The sequence below is a fragment of the Clostridium sp. MCC328 genome (assembly GCF_018785465.1).
Taxonomy (GTDB): domain Bacteria; phylum Bacillota; class Clostridia; order Lachnospirales; family Lachnospiraceae; genus Pilosibacter; species Pilosibacter fragilis.
Genome location: NZ_WQPW01000029.1, coordinates 54,898 through 73,089, shown reverse-complemented (window position 1 = coordinate 73,089; position 18,192 = coordinate 54,898). Strand labels below are relative to the sequence as shown.

General features: G+C 48.9%; 14 protein-coding genes and 1 riboswitch. Of the genes, 1 reads left to right on the top strand and 13 read right to left on the bottom strand.

The window, feature by feature from the left end:
* Positions 1 to 90: 90 nt before the first annotated feature.
* The gene (locus GPK83_RS05885) at positions 91 to 1,545 is read left to right on the top strand and encodes an NAD(P)/FAD-dependent oxidoreductase (protein ID WP_345941781.1); all 1,455 of its coding nucleotides are present in this window, start codon (positions 91 to 93) and stop codon (positions 1,543 to 1,545) included.
* A gap of 142 nt (positions 1,546 to 1,687) precedes the next feature.
* On the opposite strand, the gene GPK83_RS05880 is transcribed toward GPK83_RS05885, so the two are convergent.
* The 13 genes from GPK83_RS05880 to GPK83_RS05820 all read right to left on the bottom strand — a co-directional run bounded on the left by GPK83_RS05880 (position 1,688) and on the right by GPK83_RS05820 (position 17,883).
* Complete coding sequence (locus tag GPK83_RS05880; RefSeq protein ID WP_275950617.1) at positions 1,688 to 2,098, bottom strand: hypothetical protein; 411 nt, start codon at positions 2,096 to 2,098, stop codon at positions 1,688 to 1,690.
* 392 nt (positions 2,099 to 2,490) lie between these two features.
* Entirely contained in the window at positions 2,491 to 3,378 is an 888-nt protein-coding gene (gene xerD, locus GPK83_RS05875) for a site-specific tyrosine recombinase XerD (protein WP_144363825.1), read from the bottom strand.
* 610 nt (positions 3,379 to 3,988) lie between these two features.
* The gene (locus tag GPK83_RS05870; protein ID WP_215704260.1) at positions 3,989 to 4,444 is read right to left on the bottom strand and encodes a hypothetical protein; all 456 of its coding nucleotides are present in this window, start codon (positions 4,442 to 4,444) and stop codon (positions 3,989 to 3,991) included.
* Between the two features lie 399 nt (positions 4,445 to 4,843).
* Positions 4,844 to 5,380: an NUDIX hydrolase gene (locus tag GPK83_RS05865; RefSeq protein WP_215704259.1), complete on the bottom strand. Its 537-nt coding sequence runs from the start codon at positions 5,378 to 5,380 to the stop codon at positions 4,844 to 4,846.
* Between the two features lie 177 nt (positions 5,381 to 5,557).
* Positions 5,558 to 6,358 (bottom strand): pyrroline-5-carboxylate reductase, encoded by an 801-nt coding sequence (proC, locus tag GPK83_RS05860; protein ID WP_117470874.1) that lies wholly within the window; start codon positions 6,356 to 6,358, stop codon positions 5,558 to 5,560.
* 162 nt (positions 6,359 to 6,520) lie between these two features.
* Positions 6,521 to 8,065 (bottom strand): ribonuclease Y, encoded by a 1,545-nt coding sequence (rny, locus tag GPK83_RS05855; protein WP_117470838.1) that lies wholly within the window; start codon positions 8,063 to 8,065, stop codon positions 6,521 to 6,523.
* Positions 8,066 to 8,223: 158 nt separating this feature from the next.
* Positions 8,224 to 8,736 (bottom strand): regulatory protein RecX, encoded by a 513-nt coding sequence (locus tag GPK83_RS05850; RefSeq protein ID WP_215704258.1) that lies wholly within the window; start codon positions 8,734 to 8,736, stop codon positions 8,224 to 8,226.
* Positions 8,737 to 8,829: 93 nt separating this feature from the next.
* Entirely contained in the window at positions 8,830 to 9,894 is a 1,065-nt protein-coding gene (recA, locus tag GPK83_RS05845; protein ID WP_215704257.1) for a recombinase RecA, read from the bottom strand.
* A gap of 883 nt (positions 9,895 to 10,777) precedes the next feature.
* The gene (locus GPK83_RS05840; RefSeq protein ID WP_215704256.1) at positions 10,778 to 12,130 is read right to left on the bottom strand and encodes a sodium:alanine symporter family protein; all 1,353 of its coding nucleotides are present in this window, start codon (positions 12,128 to 12,130) and stop codon (positions 10,778 to 10,780) included.
* Positions 12,131 to 12,308: 178 nt separating this feature from the next.
* Positions 12,309 to 12,412: riboswitch (glycine riboswitch) on the bottom strand.
* Positions 12,413 to 12,560: 148 nt separating this feature from the next.
* Complete coding sequence (locus GPK83_RS05835) at positions 12,561 to 13,949, bottom strand: ATP-binding protein (protein ID WP_345941780.1); 1,389 nt, start codon at positions 13,947 to 13,949, stop codon at positions 12,561 to 12,563.
* 14 nt (positions 13,950 to 13,963) lie between these two features.
* Positions 13,964 to 14,629, bottom strand: coding sequence for a response regulator transcription factor (locus GPK83_RS05830; RefSeq protein ID WP_015552367.1), 666 nt, complete (start codon positions 14,627 to 14,629; stop codon positions 13,964 to 13,966).
* A gap of 68 nt (positions 14,630 to 14,697) precedes the next feature.
* Positions 14,698 to 16,473 (bottom strand): Na/Pi cotransporter family protein, encoded by a 1,776-nt coding sequence (locus tag GPK83_RS05825; protein ID WP_215704254.1) that lies wholly within the window; start codon positions 16,471 to 16,473, stop codon positions 14,698 to 14,700.
* 516 nt (positions 16,474 to 16,989) lie between these two features.
* Positions 16,990 to 17,883, bottom strand: coding sequence for a S8 family peptidase (locus GPK83_RS05820; RefSeq protein ID WP_242994058.1), 894 nt, complete (start codon positions 17,881 to 17,883; stop codon positions 16,990 to 16,992).
* Between the last annotated feature and the right edge of the window lie 309 nt (positions 17,884 to 18,192).

The window sequence follows — 18,192 nt, the reverse complement described above, 5'->3', positions numbered from 1 at the left end:
ATGTAAAGCATCTTAACTCTATATCACTCTGTACTGATCTGCCGCCGTTTGCTTGCATCGCTGAAACTTCCATGGTAGAATAGAAATGATGTGTACAGAAATTATCCACTCACCCGAAAGGAGACTTGTGATATGAAATCCGGAGAACATTTTGACGTGATCATCATCGGCGCAGGCCCGTCCGGAATCTTCTGCGCGTATGAGCTGATCAAAGAAAAACCTGAACTGAATATTTTAATGATTGAAAAAGGAAGACCGATCGAGAAACGTGTCTGTCCGAAGAGAAAAACAAAGGTGTGTGTGGGCTGCAAACCATGTTCCATCACCACCGGTTTCGCCGGAGCAGGAGCTTTCTCCGACGGCAAGCTCTCCCTTTCCCCGGATGTCGGCGGAAATCTGCCGGAGATCTTAGGATACGATAAAGCGACAGAACTCATCAGGGAATCCGACGGTATCTATCTGCAGTTCGGCGCTGATAGGAACGTCTACGGCGTTGACAAACAGCAGGAGATCCGCAAGATCCGCAAGAAAGCCATCAACGCAAACTTAAAACTCATCGAATGCCCGATCCGCCACCTCGGAACGGAGGAAGGCTATAAGATCTACACAAGACTGCAGGAACACCTTCTCGCGAACGGAATCCACATGGAATTCAACACCATGGTCAAGGATATCATCATCGAGGACGGTGCCGCAAGGGGTGTTATCACCGATAAAGATGAGACATACTACGCAGATGAGATTGTCTCCGCCATCGGACGTGAAGGCTCCGACTGGTTCTCCCACATCTGCGATGACCACGGAATCGATACCGAAGTAGGAACCGTCGACATCGGCGTCCGTGTTGAGGTCCGCGACGAGGTCATGGAGTTCCTCAACAAGAACCTCTACGAGGCAAAGCTTGTATACTACACACCGACCTTCGACGATAAGGTCCGCACCTTCTGTACGAACCCGTCCGGTGAGGTTGCTACCGAATATTACGAAAACGGCCTGGCTGTCGTAAACGGCCATGCTTATAAATCAAAAGAATACAAGACCAACAACACCAACTTCGCGATCCTGGTTTCCAAGAACTTCACGAAGCCGTTCAAGACCCCGATCGAGTACGGCAAACATATCGCCCAGCTGTCCAACATGCTATGCGACGGAAAGATCCTGGTCCAGACCTTCGGTGATTTCCAGAGAGGCCGCCGCACCACGGAGGAACGTCTCTGCAGAAACAACATCATCCCGACCTTAAAGGATGCCGTTCCGGGCGACCTTTCCTTAGTTCTCCCGCACCGCATCATGGTGGACATCAAGGAGATGTTAAAGGCCCTCGACAAGGTAACTCCGGGTATCGCCAGCGATGAGACCCTGCTTTACGGAGTGGAGGTTAAATTCTACTCCAACAAGGTCGTTGTCGATAAGGACTTCGAGACAAACATCCACGGTCTCCGCGCTATCGGTGACGGTGCATCCGTGACCCGCGGACTTCAGCAGGCATCCGCGAATGGACTTTCTGTTGCGAGAAGTATCCTCGCGAGGATCGATCAGAAATAAGGCAGTAAAAAGCTTCTTTTAAATCTGTATGCTGAAAACCACACATATAAAATAGAAAAAAGAGCATCTTTGCGCTCCAATGTTTTAAGACATTTTCCAAAACATTGGAGCCGGAGATGCTCTTTTATGTCCAATCCGACTTTTATTCCGCCGCCCCAAGATTTGAGTATCCCATCAGGTCCTCATCGACCTCTCTCGCGGCATTCCTTCCCTCGCGGATCGCCCAGACGACCAGGAACTGGCCCCGGCGCATATCGCCCGCCGTGTAGATTCCCGGAACCTGGGTCCTGTGTCCGTCATTTTTTGTCTTTACCCGGAGACGCCCGTCAAGCTCCAATCCGAAACCTTCCGCAGCATACTTCTCCGCGCCGAGGATCTCGCCGTCTGTGAACAGGATAGATGTCGGGCCGTCCCACGGTTCCATCATTGTTGCGTAATAGCGGTAGAAATCCTTTATCTCCTGCCGCATATAGCGGTCATGTTCCCACGGCGCCGGGATCGTGATCATGACAGCCAGCGGAAGATCCATGCCGCTCATGGTAAGGAATTCCAGCGTGTTGGAGATATCTTACCATATTTTCAATTTTGTGCAAATATCACATCTTTACAAAATTGTCAGATAATCTGACAATTGTTTTTGTCAGTTTGTCTGCATGGTAGAGGCATTTGTTTTTATCATAGAGACATTCTATGGATACGTCTGAAATTCCCTATTGATGCAAAAATCACAGCTCGTTATCGCAAAAAAGACACTAAAAAAGTCTGCCAAATTTTGTTATCTTTCTTTGAGCACATTTTCTAATTTAAGCTGCATTACTGCCCTTATTCAGCCGTAATTCAATGTATGCATGATCCTTATTAAGGATTTTCCCTTTGAGTGTTCATTCCCCAATCCAAATCGGCTTCGCCGATGGGATTTTTACCTTCCAGCCTAAGTTTTCACTTTTACTTCCTTGGATGCGCCCCCTGGTACGCCTCTCTGACCGCGCTGTCCATGGCATATGCCGTGTACATCTGGGTAGATGCCAGGTCGGAGTGGCCCATCATGGTCTGGACGGCGCGCATGTCAGCTCCGTTGCTTAAAAGATGCGCCGCAAAGGAATGGCGCAGAGTGTGGGGTGTGATATCTTCCTCGATTCCTGCCCGGTCCCCGTAGTATTTGATAATCTTCCAGAATCCCTGACGGCTCATGGCTCTGCCGCTGTAATTTGTAAACAGCAGTTCCGATCGTGTTCCTTTTAAAAACGTCTCACGGGCAGACTCCAGATATTTCGCAAGAGCGTCCTTCGCCGCATGGCCAAAGGGAATCATCCGCTCCTTGTGCTCATCGCGGCAGGTGATAAAGCCGATGGACATATTTACATCGGAGAGCTTCAGATTCACAAGTTCCGTCACGCGGATCCCTGTCGCGTATAAGAGTTCCAGCATTGCCTTATCGCGGATCTCCTTCGGATTCGCGCCGGACGGCTGCTCCAGGAGTTTCGTCACCTCGTCAACTGTAAGGATCACAGGCACCTTTTTCTCGATCTTCGGCGCATGCATCGAATCTGCCGGATCACGGCGGATCTTTCCTTCCTTAAACAGCCAGCCAAAGAACGATCTCGTGGATGCCAGCGCTCTCGAGACTGTCGACGCCGCTTTTCCTTCTTTCTCCAGGAAAAGGATATAGGAATTTAACGCCGTCTTTGTCACTTTCCCGCAGTCTGTGATTCCGTTTTCCTCCAGATAATCTGCCATTTTTAACAGATCTCTCTGATAAGAAAGCGTTGTATTTTTTGACGCGTGTTTTTCTTCCTCCATATAGTTTATGAAGGTTTGAATTTCCTCTCTCATACCTTTTCCCCGTTCATTTCCAGACACAGTTATCCGCGCTTTTCACGATCCTATACGAAATCATAACTATTCAGCAGCTTCACCAGCTTATGTTTTCTCCTGGTCAGCGCAGTAAGTGCGCAAATCCACAGAACAGTTACACAAAATTTTCCTGTTCGAAATTTTCAGCACCTGTGTCTATACACGTTTATACTCTATCTGTTTTTTAGTTTCACGATGTCTGCCTTTGGGAAACAGGGGACATAGGCCTAAGTTTTCCACCATCCCCCCGATACGCTGTTTTTCCCGGCAAAACCAGTATTTTTCTACATTATAGTCCCATTTTAGGGCAAAATCAAACGGATTTTTCCCACTTGGATCCCATTTTAGACTATTTTACATAACTAATCGCTAGATATGGAACTGTATATATCCACAATGGCAATATCTTGTCAAAATGCGCAAAATTTTTTTATAAAAAAAAGGGCTGAAAGCCGCGTATTTCCTGGGAAAATTCCACTTTTCCGCCCCATTATCCTGACTACCGTACCACGCCTTCAACGCCTTTCGTCAGATATTGTCTCTTCCGTTGACGTCCTAATTCAAATCCACGATTTTCAGATATGCCTTTCTAAAACAGTTGGAAGATCAGCGCTGAGAAATTTGGATTTATGAATATCTCAGATATAATTCCAAGCACCATAAAAAATACCATCATCCATAACCTGATTTTCTCTTTTCCATCCGCCTGCTCCACGACCATGATCCATAAAAGGTAAGCCGCCAGTATATAAAAGAATCCCTGCGGAAATACAAGTCCGAAAAAGCGCAGGATCCCATAAATTCCCGCATGCATCGTCAACACACAGACAGCAATTGCGGATGTAAATGCCAGATAGACTGCTCCCGCGTAAAACAGGATTCTGGCATAAACTGCCTGGCAGATCAGAATTCCCAATAAAATCCACACAAACCGTTTTTTCAATACTCCCACAAACAGACTATACCGGTCCGCCGACACGATCTCCGATGATGTGAGGATCCCGGAGAACCAGCTTTCAAGTGTGCTTTTCATCTCTGCGCTCATCTTATTGAAGAAAACTGTCCCCAGAACGGTCCCCAAGAATAAAAAAAAGGACAGCCAGAACATCTGACTGTCCCAAAATCTCCGATGCCTGTGAATTCCGGCCATAGCGATACCGTCCATGTTCCTTTTTCACAATGTATGCGCATATGGGCCTACTTTATCCACAGGATTTGTAACTATTCAGTACCTTCATAGTTACGTGCAAAAATCCATTCCAGATCAGCTTCGCTGATGGGATTTTTGCCTTCCAGCCTATGTTTTCTTACGGTCAGCGCAGCAAGTGCGCAGACCTACTGAACAGTTACCAGGCTTTTTTCTAATTGCAGCAATCTTTCCACAGGCAGGCAGCCAGCCCTATCCTCACTGACACTTTCCGGTTACTGGCTTCTGCCGTTTTTTCTATCGGATTCCCTCTTTCTGAGCGTACGCAAGGATTGCCGCAATCGTCTTCGCGTCTGTCATCTTGCCGGTGTAGATCATATCAAGAAGATCCTTTACTTCCCACTCTTCCACATCAATACTCTCATCCGCATCGAGATGCTGCTTTGACGGGATCAGGTCTTTTGCGATATAGACACCGATCTGCTCATCGCAGAAAGCCACTGTCGTGTTGACTGTCATCAGGAATTCCAGGGTTTCGCTGCGGAATCCTGTCTCCTCCTCAAGTTCTCTCGCCGCGCACTCGATCTTCGGCTCATCCGGCGCATCAAGTTTTCCTGCCGGAATTTCCAGCGTGAACCGGTCTAAGGCGTTCCGGTACTGACGCACCATGAGGATCTTTCCGTCCTTTGTCACCGGTAGAACGGCTGCCGCGCCATCGTGGTGGATATAGTCATACACTTCCTCGATTCCGTTTGCGACAACGGTATCCCGGTAGATCTTTAAGATCGTTCCGGTGTATGCAAGCTCACGTTTTAAACGAGTTGTTTTTTCCATACTAAAGTCTTTTCCTTTCATGAATGTATCTGTTAACTGCCTTAACAGACATTCTAAACAATTCCTCTCAGATTTTCTATTCTGCGGAATTACCCTGCAGTATTTTCCTCTGCTCAGAACTTATTTTTTTACATTTTTCACACTGCTACGGAAATTTCCGTGTCTTTCACGTAATTATCAGCCTTTTAACTTTTTATTCTTCTCAAAGTTTGCATCACACGCCTTAATGATCGCACCGCGGAATCCGTTCTCCTCAAGGGCAGCAAGTCCCTCGATAGTGGTTCCTCCCGGTGAGCATACCATATCCTTTAATTCGCCCGGATGTTTTCCTGTCTCAAGGACCATCTTCGCGCTTCCTAAAACGGCCTGGGCAACCATCTTGTAAGCGGCCTGGCGCGGGAGTCCGTTCTTTACGCAGCCGTCAGCCAGCGCCTCGATAAACATGTATACATAGGCCGGGGAGCAGCCGCTGGCGCTTCCAACAACGTCCATCAGCTTCTCATCCACTTTCTCCATCTTTCCGAAGGAAGTAAAGAATCCGTCGATGACATCCTTTTCCTCATCGGTAAACAGCGCCTCATCGTAGCTCACCCCGGACATTCCCTCGCCGACCATAGCCGGTGTATTCGGCATGGAGCGGACGATTCTCGCACTGTCTCCGAGACCTGCCTGGAGATCCGCGATCGCATATCCGGCCGCGATGGAGATCACAACCTGATCTTTCCTGATCTTTCCGTTTAATTCCTTAAAAACTGTCGGAAGTACCTGCGGCTTTACTGCCAGCACCAGGTATTTTACCTGCTCTGCGCAGTCCGTTGCTGTTGAGACATGGGCAACACCTGTCTCCTCCGTAATTTTCTGCATCTTCGCCTCATGGGCGCTTGTGAAAAGCAGCTCTTCCGGCTTATATGTCTTTAAAAGTCCCCGCATGATAGCGGTTCCCATGTTTCCCATTCCGATAAAACCAATCTTTGCCATATCAATATTACCTCCTGTTTTATATTCTCTGTTATCTCTCATCTGCAGCAGACCAATCTTTGCTCATATTGCAAAAGCTTCGGCAGCACAGAGACTTCTAAATTTCCTGTTAAAAAAACCGCTGCCATACAGATTCTCTCTGCACAGCAACGGCTTTCATTTTTATTTCGCGTAATCGGTAACTCTGGACTCGCGGATCACGTTGACTTTGATCTGTCCCGGATACTCCAGGCTCTCTTCGATCTTCTTGGATATATCTCTTGCGAGAAGAACCATATCGTCATCGCTGATCTGCTCCGGTACTACCATAATGCGCACTTCGCGTCCCGCCTGGATCGCAAAGGACTTGTCTACTCCCTTGAAGGAGTTTGTGATATCCTCAAGCTGCTTTAAGCGGTTCGTGTATGTCTCCAACGTTTCTCTTCTTGCACCCGGTCTTGCAGCGGAGATCGTATCTGCTGCCTGAACGATGCAGGAAATAAGGTTCGTCGGCTCAGCATCGCCATGGTGGGATTCCACAGCATTGATAACGATCGGGGACTCTTTGTATTTCTTACAGAGTTCAGATCCGAGCTGTACATGGGAACCTTCCATCTCATGGTCAACGGATTTTCCAATGTCATGTAATAAGCCGGCACGCTTTGCCATTCTGACGTCAACACCAATTTCGGCTGCCAGTAAACCGGATAACTGTGCGACCTCGATGGAATGCTTCAATGCATTCTGACCATAGCTGGTTCTGAATTTCATCTTGCCGAGGAGCTTGACGAGCTCCGGATGGATATTGTGAATGCCGACCTCAAGGATTGCGGCTTCACCTTCCTCGCGCATCATGTTTTCAACTTCCTTCTGCGCTTTCTCCACCATCTCTTCGATTCTCGCCGGATGGATACGTCCATCCACGATCAGTCTTTCAAGAGCAATTCTTGCAACTTCACGTCTTACCGGATCAAAACCGGATAATACGACAGCTTCCGGTGTATCATCGATAATGAGTTCCACACCTGTCATTGTCTCGAGAGTACGGATATTACGTCCCTCACGTCCAATGATGCGGCCCTTCATCTCATCGCTCGGGAGCTGAACGACAGAAACTGTAGTCTCAGCCACATGGTCAGCTGCACATCTCTGGATGGCGGTAACCACATATTCTTTGGCTTTCTTGTCAGCTTCTTCCTTTGCTTTGGCTTCTAATTCCTTGATGAGCTTTGCGGTGTCGTGTTTTACATCTTCCTCTACGGATTTCAGAAGATATTCCTTCGCCTGCTCGCTGGTAAGTCCGGAGATCTTCTCCAGTTCTTCCTGCTCCTTAGCAAATAATTCCTCGACCTCGGAAGAACGCTTTCTTAAAGTCTCTTCCTTCGCGGCAAGACTGGATTCTTTTCTCTCCATTGCCTCAGATTTTTTGTCGAGGTTTTCCTCTTTGCTCAGTACGCGGCGCTCATAACGCTGGATCTCGGCTCTCCGTTCTCTGGTTTCCTTTTCAAGCTCGTTTTTCGCTTTTAAATTCTCTTCCTTCGCTTCCAGGAGAGCTTCTTTCTTCTTCGTCTCGGCGACCTTCAATGCTTCATCTATTATTTCTCTGGATTTTTCCTCTGCGCTACCGATCTTGCTTTCATAACTGTTCTTGCGGTAAGCGACAGCCACGACCCAGGTAATAGGAGCCACAATAATTGCTGTTATAATAACGCTGATTATTGGTGACACAGGAGCACCTCCTTTATTTAGTTTTCATTGTACTAATTACAACACTTCAATTCTAAACTGTTTTATGCATTATGTCAAGTATAATGCCCTCATTCCGGGTACTTCTGTGCATCCCCACGAAGCCTGTCATATCCTGTCCTTTGGGGCCGGAAACAGCCCTATTCCCACTGCTTCATCGCACTGTTGATCGCGTCGTAGGAAAAACCTTTTCGCGCCAGAAATGCATAGATCTTCTGGCGTTTCGCGGAATCCGGTTCTTCCGGGTCGTAATTTTTCTTTCTCAAAAGTCCGAGGATCTGGGCAGACTCGTCCACCTCCATATCCTCAAAGACCATCTCCACCAGATCGTCGTTGACGCCTTTCTGGCGGAAGTCAACTTTCATCTGGCGGATACTCTTTTTGTGGTCGTTTTTCTCCACATACCGCCTCGCGTAGTCCTCATCGTCCAGATACCGGTAGTGTTTCAGAAAAAGAACCGCATCTTCAACAGAGGCTGGCGAAAACCCCTGTTCCGCCAGCTTCTTGCGCATTTCATTTTCTGTTTTTCCGGAAAACTGAAGATAGTAGAGACCTTTGTTCCGCGCCTCCCGGAACTCCTCCGGAACCGCATCTCCATCCGCACCGGCATACATTTTCTGCTCCCGGTGCTCTTCCTGCTGCCATTCTTTCATCTATGCTTTCCTGTCAGAACTGCCTTCCCGTCTCAAGCTTCTTTCTAAAGTTCCGTACCCGCCAGACAGTTCTCTTTTTCATCATTATTTTTATTACTCGTCAGCTTCCTCAGCCTCATTAACCGCCGATGCCGCAGCTGCCTCACCCGGGGCAACATGCTGCGCTTCCAGTCCGTGAAGCTCTCTCACCTGGTTCTCGATCTCCTCGCAGATCAGCGGATTCTGCGCAAGGTAGGTCTTCGCGTTCTCGCGTCCCTGACCGATCTTCGCTCCCTTATACGCGTACCAGGAACCGCTCTTCTCGACGATATTTGCGTCAGCAGCCAAATCCAGGACATCGCCCTCTCGGGAAATTCCTTTTCCGAACATAATATCAAACTCTGCCTCTTTAAATGGCGGAGCGATCTTATTCTTTACAACTTTTACGCGGACGTGGTTTCCGATCACCTCGCCGCTCTGCTTTAAGGACTCGGTTCTTCTTACGTCAAGACGAACGGAAGAGTAGAACTTAAGGGCGCGTCCACCAGTGGTCGTCTCCGGGTTTCCGAACATAACGCCGACCTTCTCACGGAGCTGGTTGATAAAGATCACGATACAGTTTGTCTTGCTGATGATGGCGGTCAGTTTTCTTAAGGCCTGGGACATCAGGCGGGCCTGTAAGCCGACGTGGGAGTCACCCATATCACCGTCGATCTCCGCCTTCGGAACAAGTGCTGCTACAGAGTCCACGATCACAATATCAACGGCACCGGAACGCACCATCGTCTCTGTGATTTCTAAGGCCTGCTCGCCGTTATCCGGCTGGGAGATATAGAGATTGTCGATATCAACTCCGATATTCTTCGCGTATACCGGATCGAGAGCGTGCTCAGCGTCAATAAATCCGGCGATCCCGCCGCGCTTCTGGACTTCCGCTACCATGTGGAGAGCGACCGTTGTCTTACCACTGGACTCCGGTCCGTAGATCTCAACGACACGTCCTTTCGGAAGGCCGCCAAGTCCGAGGGCGATATCAAGGCTTAAGGAACCCGTCGGAACCGTCTCGATATTCATATTCGCACCGGAATCGCCGAGCTTCATAACGGAACCTTTTCCGTAAGCTTTCTCGATCTGTGTGAGAGCCGCGTCAAGGGCTTTTAATTTATCATCTTTATTCATATTCTTCCTCCAAGATCCGGCCCCGCAGTCTTTTCCGCGCCCCCGGATATCCAATGATCACTGATTTTCCAATCCGCATATTTCTTCACATACTTCACGTCCACGAAAGCGGAACGCCGTATGCGAACAAGTGTTCTGTACCTGTTAATCATAATATAATCCATGTAAAAAGTCAACTGTTTCTTATTATTCCGACCGCTTTTGATCAAATCTCAGTTACTGTTCACGCCTTGCGCAAACAGTAACTGATTTTGCCGATGCTTCGCATTCCGAATCGGCAAAATCCACTGCCACCACTGTACTGTACGGAATTTTCAGTTCAGAAAATTTCTACCCATGTACAGTAACAAATCGCAGCCGTTTTTTATTCACCGCCATACTTCGTCTCCTCTCCGGCAGATCTCCCGTATTTTGATACCGGATTTTTCCTGCTGTCCTCTGCTGCAAGATATCGTTCTGCCTGTTTTGCTTAACTGTTTTCCTTAACTTCTTTGCAGCTGTACACCACCTTCACAGCTGCACGTTTTCTTATATTCTCACTGAGATCCGCAGCGATCCGCCGCCGGGACGATGCTTTTACGCATCATGAACCATCTGCCGTCCGGAACAGACTTCCCGGAACGATTTCAGATATCCGTACTATATCGAATTTCCCTGATGGTGTCAATCGGCATTCTCCACAAATTCAACCTCACAATTTTTAACTCAATGGCAGTGATCCCGGATGTGTCCGGTACATTCTGGCATCTCGCGCGGTCATCTGCGGCAAACAGCCTCTTCGCGCGAGTGCACATAAAAAGCGGCAGCCCATGCCCACAATACATGTTCTGCCGCCATTTTATCCTATTATATATGTGATATTTCCCGGGCACATGACCGGATCCTATCTCTCCTTCGAAGCCCGCGCTACCAGTCCGCTGAGCGCCAGAAGCGCCAGAACATTCGGAATGACCATAAGCCCGTTGAAGAAGTCCGCTAAGGACCATACAAGCTCCAGCTTCAGGCAGGAACCGATCACGATGCAGACAACAACGATCAGGGAGTAGAGCTTTGATGCCTTCTCGCCGAATAAATACTTCACATTCACAAGTCCGAAGAAATGCCAGCTTAAGATCGTGGAGAACGCGAAGAAGAACAGGCAGACCGCAACGAAGATGATCCCCGCGCTGCCGAAGCCCTTCATGAATGCCGCCTGGGTGAGTGCGGTACCGTCCTTTCCTGTGCTCATAACGCCTGTTGTGAGGACGGAGAATACCGTCAGGTTCAGGACGATAAAGGTGTCGATGAACACGCTGACCATCGCACAGAGTCCCTGGTGATGCGGAGATTCCGCCTTCGCTCTCGCGTGGGCATGCGGGGTGGATCCCATGCCGGCCTCATTGGAGAAGAGGCCGCGGGCAACACCGTAACGGATCGCCTCACGCACTGTGATTCCGGCGCCTGCGCCGAGAACTGCTTCCGGTGCAAACGCACCCTCAATAATGGAAAGGAACGCTGCCGGGAGAGCCGTGATGTTCATGCAGATCAGTACCAGACTGCCGACGATATAGACACCGGCCATGATCGGAACGATCTTCTCAACTACCGTTGCCAGACTCTTTGTTCCTCCAAGGAAGATCACCGCCGCGATCACTGCGACAACAACGCCGACGATCACCGGTGAAATCTCCACATGAAATACCTGAAATGCTTCCACAAACGCTGCCCCGATGGAATTGGACTGAACCATATTTCCCATAAAGCCCAGAGCAAGAATAATAAATACCGCGAACAGAGTGGAGAGCGCCTTTCCGAATGTGCCCTTAAACGCCGCCTTGATGTAGTAGACAGGGCCTCCTGTCACCTCACCGTTTACCTCTGTCTTATATGTCTGTGCCAGAACTGCCTCTCCGTAGATTGTCGCCATTCCGAGGAATGCGCTGACCCACATCCAGAAGATCGCGCCCGGGCCTCCGCCGATGAGGGCTGTCGCCGCTCCGGCAAGGTTTCCGGTTCCCACCTGGGCCGCGATGGCCGTTGCGATGGACTGGAACGGAGTCATCTCGCCTTTTTCGTGCTTCTCACCGTTCATGCTGAAATGCCCGAATACCTGACGGACGCCCTCCCCGAACTTTCTGACCTGGATAAATCTCAGGCGGATCGTATAGTAAAGTCCGGTTCCGCATAAGAGAACGAGCAGGAGAAAGCTCCACAGAAAATCATTTCCCTTTGTTACAAGCTGCATCAGTGTGTCCATTTTAATTATCCTCCTCTTTCATCATCATAGCCGCCAGCCTTTTCTTTAAATTTCCGGCTGTCCGGCAGCATGGAATATCCCCTCTGAATTTCCACGCAATAAAATAAGAGCTGATATTGATCAGCTCTCCAAAGAGTAGAACATTTGCATACAACGGGGAGTTGCCCCATTGTGGTTATTTGTATGCCCTGTCCTTTTGCCTGAGAGATCGACCGATACCATGGACATGAACCGGTCTTACACCTTCGGCGCTCCATACGGAGACTCTCCAGAGTGTCCAGACGGACGTTTGTCCGCCTGGACTGCACTTATGTGTTACATACTATCACAGTTTTCCTTCTGTATCAACGTGTTTTTGAAGTAAAGCAGCAAATTTTGTAATTTTTGTAAATATTGTCACATATGACCTGCAGATCATCTGTCTTTTGCTTCAATCTGACGAACCATTTTCTGACCGCTCCGCATGAACCTCCTGACGCTGTTTTGCAGTTTCAATCTCATGCTGCTTTAACGCCTCCGAGAACTCTACGCGGATCTCCGTTCCCTTGCCCTGCTCACTCTCAAGGGTCAATTTTGCCCCGTGCTGGGCAACGATGTGCTTTACGATCGCAAGTCCCAGACCGGTTCCTCCCGTCGCCTTCGAGCGGCTCTTATCCACACGGTAGAATCGCTCAAATACACGCTCCTGATGTTCCGCAGAGATACCGATTCCGGTGTCCTTCACAGAAAGGAACGTATGCCCGTTCTCAATGCCGGTCGTCACCGTCACAGTTCCGTCCTTTTTATTGTACCGGATCGCGTTGTCGCAAAGATTATAGATCAATTCCTCCATCAGCTGCTTATCCGCGAAAACCGGTGCTTCTCCGCCCTGGACCCGGATCGTCACGTTCTGTTTCTGGGCATTCATCTGGAGCATGTCCACACATTCTCTCGCCAGCGGAAACAGATCCAGATCTCTATACTCTACATCTTTCTTTCCGCCGTCAAGCTGGGAAAGCTGGATGATATCATTGATCAGGGTCAGAAGTCTCGCCGCGTTTTTATGGATCTCCGACGCAAACCGTTCTGTATTCTCCCCGGACATGCCGTGTTCGATCAGTTCCGCATAGCCGGAGATCGCCGTGAGCGGGGTCTTGAGCTCATGGGACACGTTCGCCGTAAATTCCTGCCGGACCTGGGAGCTCTTTAAGATATCCTCATGCTGCTGCCGGATCTTATTCATAAACGGTACCAGCTCCTTATAGGCCGCCTGCGTCCCCGGCTCCGAAAGATTCTCCGCCATCTGCTCGATCGGCGCCACAAGGTTCTTCGTAAAGTAATTAGCCATCATGATACAGAAGAAAAAGAGAAGGACAAATACTCCGACTACCGTCATCATCATGTTCTGGGTCAGGGCAAAAATATTGTCGCCCTCCCTCGCGATCCTTAAGATCCGTCCGTTATCCAGTCGGATCGCATAGTAGAACAGATTTTTATCCAGCGTTGTGGACCGACGGGTTCCGCTTCCTTCTCCGACCTTCGCCGCCATGAGGATCTCCGGGCGGCCTTCATGGTTCTCCATCACAGAAAAATCCGCGTTGCTGTCAAAAATAACGCTCCCGTTGGCATTCACCACCGTGATGCGCAGCGTATCCGGGTTCAGGTCGTAGGCATCCGGGTGCAGATCGGAAATATTGTCAAAGATATGCAGGTTTTTCATGACGAGGGCATCAGCCTTCAGATCCCCGATGACCTGTTTCCGGTAGACCCCGTAAAAAACAAATAAGGCACACAGCAGTGTCAGTAAAATTGCGAACACTGCCGTGGCCAGAAGTTCCATATGGATTTTCCGTTTCATTCGATCATATACCCCACATTTCTCACAGTGCGGATCATGGAACCCGCTTCACCGAGTTTCTGTCTGAGCGTCCGGATATGCATGTCCAGAGTTCTCGACTCACCTTCAAAGTCGATTCCCCAGACGCGCTCTAAAATGATCTCTCGCGTCACTACGATCCCCGCATTGTGGAGCAGGAGCTTTAACAGCTCATATTCCTTAAATGTCAGGCTGCACGGAACATCCTTCACGTATACCATATGTTTCTCATCATCCAGGAAGATATCCCCCAGGGTCAGGAATTTATCTTCCTCCATCGTCCTTCTGAGCACCGCCTTTACTCTGGCGATCAGCTCCATGACACCAAAAGGCTTTGTCAGGTAATCATCCGCTCCGACATCAAGTCCCTTTACCTTGTCGATCTCGGTACTCTTTGCCGTCACCATGATGATCGGAAGCTTTTTCGTCTCCGGGCGGCGGCGGAGCTTTGCAACGATCTCCAGTCCGTCCTCGTCCGGCAGCATAATGTCCAAAAGGGCAAGATCCGGCTGCTTCTCTTCCAGCTTTTTATAAAAATCGCGGGCACATTCAAATCCTTCCACCTGATATCCGCTGTTCTTTAGCGCGAACATCTCAATCTCCAGAATATTTTTATCATCTTCTACCGCATAGATCAGAGCCATGGTCCTTTCCTCCTGTCTCACTTTCTGTATTACTGTTCAGCACTAAAAACATTCTACTACATATTTTCCTATACCGGAAGCATATATTTGCCGCGGTACTGCTCTACCATCGCCGCGAAATGCGGATCTCCGTCACGCTTCAGGTTGTCAAGGTAACCGTGGGTATCAAAACCGTCACGGTCGATCTCAATGACGCTGACTGCGATGTTGGAGCAATGGTCGGAAACACGCTCCAGATTCATGGAAATATCAGAAAGCACAAATCCCTGCTCGATCGTGCATTTTCCCTTCTGAAGTCTTCGGATATGGTTTGCCTTTACGACGGTATTGATATCGTCGATGACCTCCTCAAGAGGCTCCACTCTGGCTGCCTCATCCGTATTGTTCGTCTCAAAGGCATCGATGGACAGGTTCAGGATCTCCTTTACCGCGTCGAAGAATATGCCAAGTTCCTTCTCTGCCTTGCTGGAGAACTGCATTTCTTTTTCCTTCATCTCTTTTGCGGAAGCTTTCAGGTTCATGCCGTGATCGGAAATACGCTCAAAATCTCCGATACAGTGTAAAAGCAGGGATACGGTATGGCTGTCTGACTTGGAAAGATTCTTTCCGCCAAGCTTTACCATGTAAGTTCCAAGCTCATCCTCATAGCGGTCCACAAGGTTTTCCAGGGCCTCCACACGGGCTGCCTTTTCGTCATCATAGCCGTGAAGCAGATCCACCGCCGTGAAGAAGCATTCCCGTGCAAGCTTCGCCATCTGGATCGTCGTCTGACGGCACTGTTCAACCGCAAAAGCCGGCGTGTCGAGGAAACGCTGGTCGAGAAGACGGAACGCGTCTTTTTCCTGATTCTGAGCCGGAGCTTCCTTCTTCTCTTCCGGGATCGTGAGACATGCAAGTTTTACAAGGCCACTGCCGAACGGAAGAAGCATGATCGTTGCCGCTATATTAAAGCTGCTGTGGATCACGGCAATTCCCATAGCGTTTGCCGCTGTGTCCAGGAAGGAAAAATGAACGACCGCGTTGATCGTATAAAAGACGATCATAAAAATAACGGTACCGATAATATTAAAGTAAAGATGGACCAGCGCCGCGCGCTTTGCGTTCTTTGAGGCACCGATGCTGGAGAGCATCGCTGTCACACAGGTTCCGATATTCTGTCCCATAATGATCGGGAGCGCAGTACTGAAATTTACCGCCCCTGTGGCACATAACGCCTGAAGAATACCGACGGACGCAGAGGAGCTCTGGATGATCGCTGTGAGGACAGCGCCTGCGATCATTCCGAGGACCGGGTTTGAGAACATTGTCAGGATTCCGGTAAATTCCGGGACATTTGCCAACGGTTTGACGGCACCGCTCATTGTCTCCATTCCGGTCATTAAAATCGCGAAACCGATCATGATGGTTCCTGCATCTTTTTTCTTCTCCTTCTTGGAGAACATGATAAAACAGACGCCGATGAGTGCCAGAATCGGTGAAAATGATGTCGGCTTTAACAGCTGTACAAAGAAATTTCCACTCTCAATTCCGGTAAGGCTTAAGAGCCAGGACGTCACCGTCGTTCCGATGTTCGCACCCATGATGATGCCGACCGCCTGGGTCAGCTTCATGATACCGGAGTTTACGAAACCTACGACCATGACGGTGGTTGCGGATGACGACTGGATGATCGCCGTAACTCCCGCTCCTAAAAGGACCGCCTTGATCGGATTTGATGTCAGTTTTTCAAGAATTCTTTCCAGCCTTCCACCGGAAAGCTTTTCGAGACCTTTCCCCATAGTCTCCATTCCGTAAAGGAACAGCGCGAGCCCGCCAAGCATCGTCAATACACCAAAAAAATCCATAAATTTCCCCTCTTCAAAATTTTGATCATTCATTAACTTTTTACATTTCTTTCTTACCATGTATCAGAATATCAAGGAAATGTAAAATGCTTGACAGGGGTTATGTAAAATCTGTGTAAAATTGTGTATTTAAACAGGAACAAAATATAATTAAAAAATGAGTTGTTTTTATACTGGAGTCGATTGATAGAATCTGTAGATTATGGTAGAATTTTCTCATGGTGTCACCATAACGGTAGGCGGTTGGTCCCCGAATTACATAGAACCTGTAAAGGAATCTTATGGAAAGGAGGGGATGCCATGAGCATTATTGATTTCATTGCGGTCGTGAGCTTCGGTCTTGCTTGTTTCGGACTGGGGTATACGCTTGGAAAAGATACTGTAAATGCAAAAAAATAACCGCCCCGACCTGACAAATCGAACGGTTATTTTTTCAACATAAAGTTCAGGATCAACCGTCTATCGGTGACACCTCTTTACAGGTAATATAACACACTCATAAAAATATTTCAACATCTATTTTCCGATCATTTTCCCCACATCCAACAGTCCCCATCCCTGCTGGTTTCTCGGCAGCCCGATATCCACCGAACTTTCCCTCAGTCTCAGTTTCACATCCTTATTTGTCATGTCCGGAAACCGTTCCAGTAAAAGAGCGACGGCTCCGGAGACGATCGGTGTGCTCATGGAAGTTCCGCTCTTGATGGTATATTTGTCGGCTCTGCTGGAGCAGCTCACAACGCTGCAGCCCGGTGCAACGAGATCCGGTTTGCAGATGCAGGCCGCCGTGGGGCCGCGGCCGGAATAATCCACCATCCGGTTTCCACCGACCAGTACCTCCCGGTCATCGTCCGAACAGCCGACCGTGATCACCTTCCGGCTGATCCCCGGTGTCGTGATGCTCATGGTCCTGGGACCATTGTTTCCCGCCGCCACCACCACAACAAGCCCGGCATCCCATGCCCGGTTCACGCCTTTCACCAGGGCGGAATTTTCGCTCATCCCCCGCTTCGAGCAGGCACCCACCGATATATTTAAGATCCGGATGCCAAGCTTTTCCTTTCTCTCTAAGATCCAGGAGATTCCCGCCAGGACATCCGAAGAATATCCATTTCCTTTCCGATCCAGGACCTTCACCATAACGAGGTCACAGCCCGGCGCGATCCCGCTGTACCGCCCGCCGGACATGCGCCCGCTGCCGCCGATGATCCCGCAGATATGGGTCCCATGCCCACAGTCATCGTAGGCGAAGTTCTTCCCATTCACCATGTCTGCGAACCCGGTCACCCGGCTGTCAAAATCCCGGTGAAGAAAGATCCCGGTATCCAAAACCGCCACGCCGATGCCTTTTCCAGTGAGTCCCAGGCGGTAAGCCGCGCCGCAGCGGATCTGATCTTTAATATGGTTCACATGTAAGATTCCTCTATTCTATTCCTCTTACTTACAGGATATTCATAAACACTTCGTCTTGCGCTACTGCCCAAAATATACATCTGTGCATATCCCCACCCACAATTTGCAGTATTTCCGACACTTTTCCACATTCTTCGAAAACAGCTTCCGAATCTTAAAGAAATCTTAATAATTCATTCAAAGAATATACAATCATTTTCCGGGGTGATGTGCTATACTTTAACCATAAGAAATGCACGAGATATTTTAAATCCTTTATCCTAAACCTTTTTGAAATTGAAATCCTAAATGATGAATCCCTGTACA

What these genes read in the sequence shown, in the direction of transcription:
- GPK83_RS05865 (WP_215704259.1), bottom strand. Translation starts at nt 5,380, where the DNA reads ATGGAAAAAACAACTCGTTTAAAACGTGAGCTTGCATACACCGGAACG.
- xerD (WP_144363825.1), bottom strand. Translation starts at nt 3,378, where the DNA reads ATGAGAGAGGAAATTCAAACCTTCATAAACTATATGGAGGAAGAAAAA.
- GPK83_RS05870 (WP_215704260.1), bottom strand. Translation starts at nt 4,444, where the DNA reads ATGAGCGCAGAGATGAAAAGCACACTTGAAAGCTGGTTCTCCGGGATC.
- GPK83_RS05835 (WP_345941780.1), bottom strand. Translation starts at nt 13,949, where the DNA reads ATGGAACTTCTGGCCACGGCAGTGTTCGCAATTTTACTGACACTGCTG.
- GPK83_RS05825 (WP_215704254.1), bottom strand. Translation starts at nt 16,473, where the DNA reads ATGGATTTTTTTGGTGTATTGACGATGCTTGGCGGGCTCGCGCTGTTC.
- proC (WP_117470874.1), bottom strand. Translation starts at nt 6,358, where the DNA reads ATGGCAAAGATTGGTTTTATCGGAATGGGAAACATGGGAACCGCTATC.
- GPK83_RS05830 (WP_015552367.1), bottom strand. Translation starts at nt 14,629, where the DNA reads ATGGCTCTGATCTATGCGGTAGAAGATGATAAAAATATTCTGGAGATT.
- GPK83_RS05840 (WP_215704256.1), bottom strand. Translation starts at nt 12,130, where the DNA reads ATGGACACACTGATGCAGCTTGTAACAAAGGGAAATGATTTTCTGTGG.
- GPK83_RS05850 (WP_215704258.1), bottom strand. Translation starts at nt 8,736, where the DNA reads ATGAAAGAATGGCAGCAGGAAGAGCACCGGGAGCAGAAAATGTATGCC.
- recA (WP_215704257.1), bottom strand. Translation starts at nt 9,894, where the DNA reads ATGAATAAAGATGATAAATTAAAAGCCCTTGACGCGGCTCTCACACAG.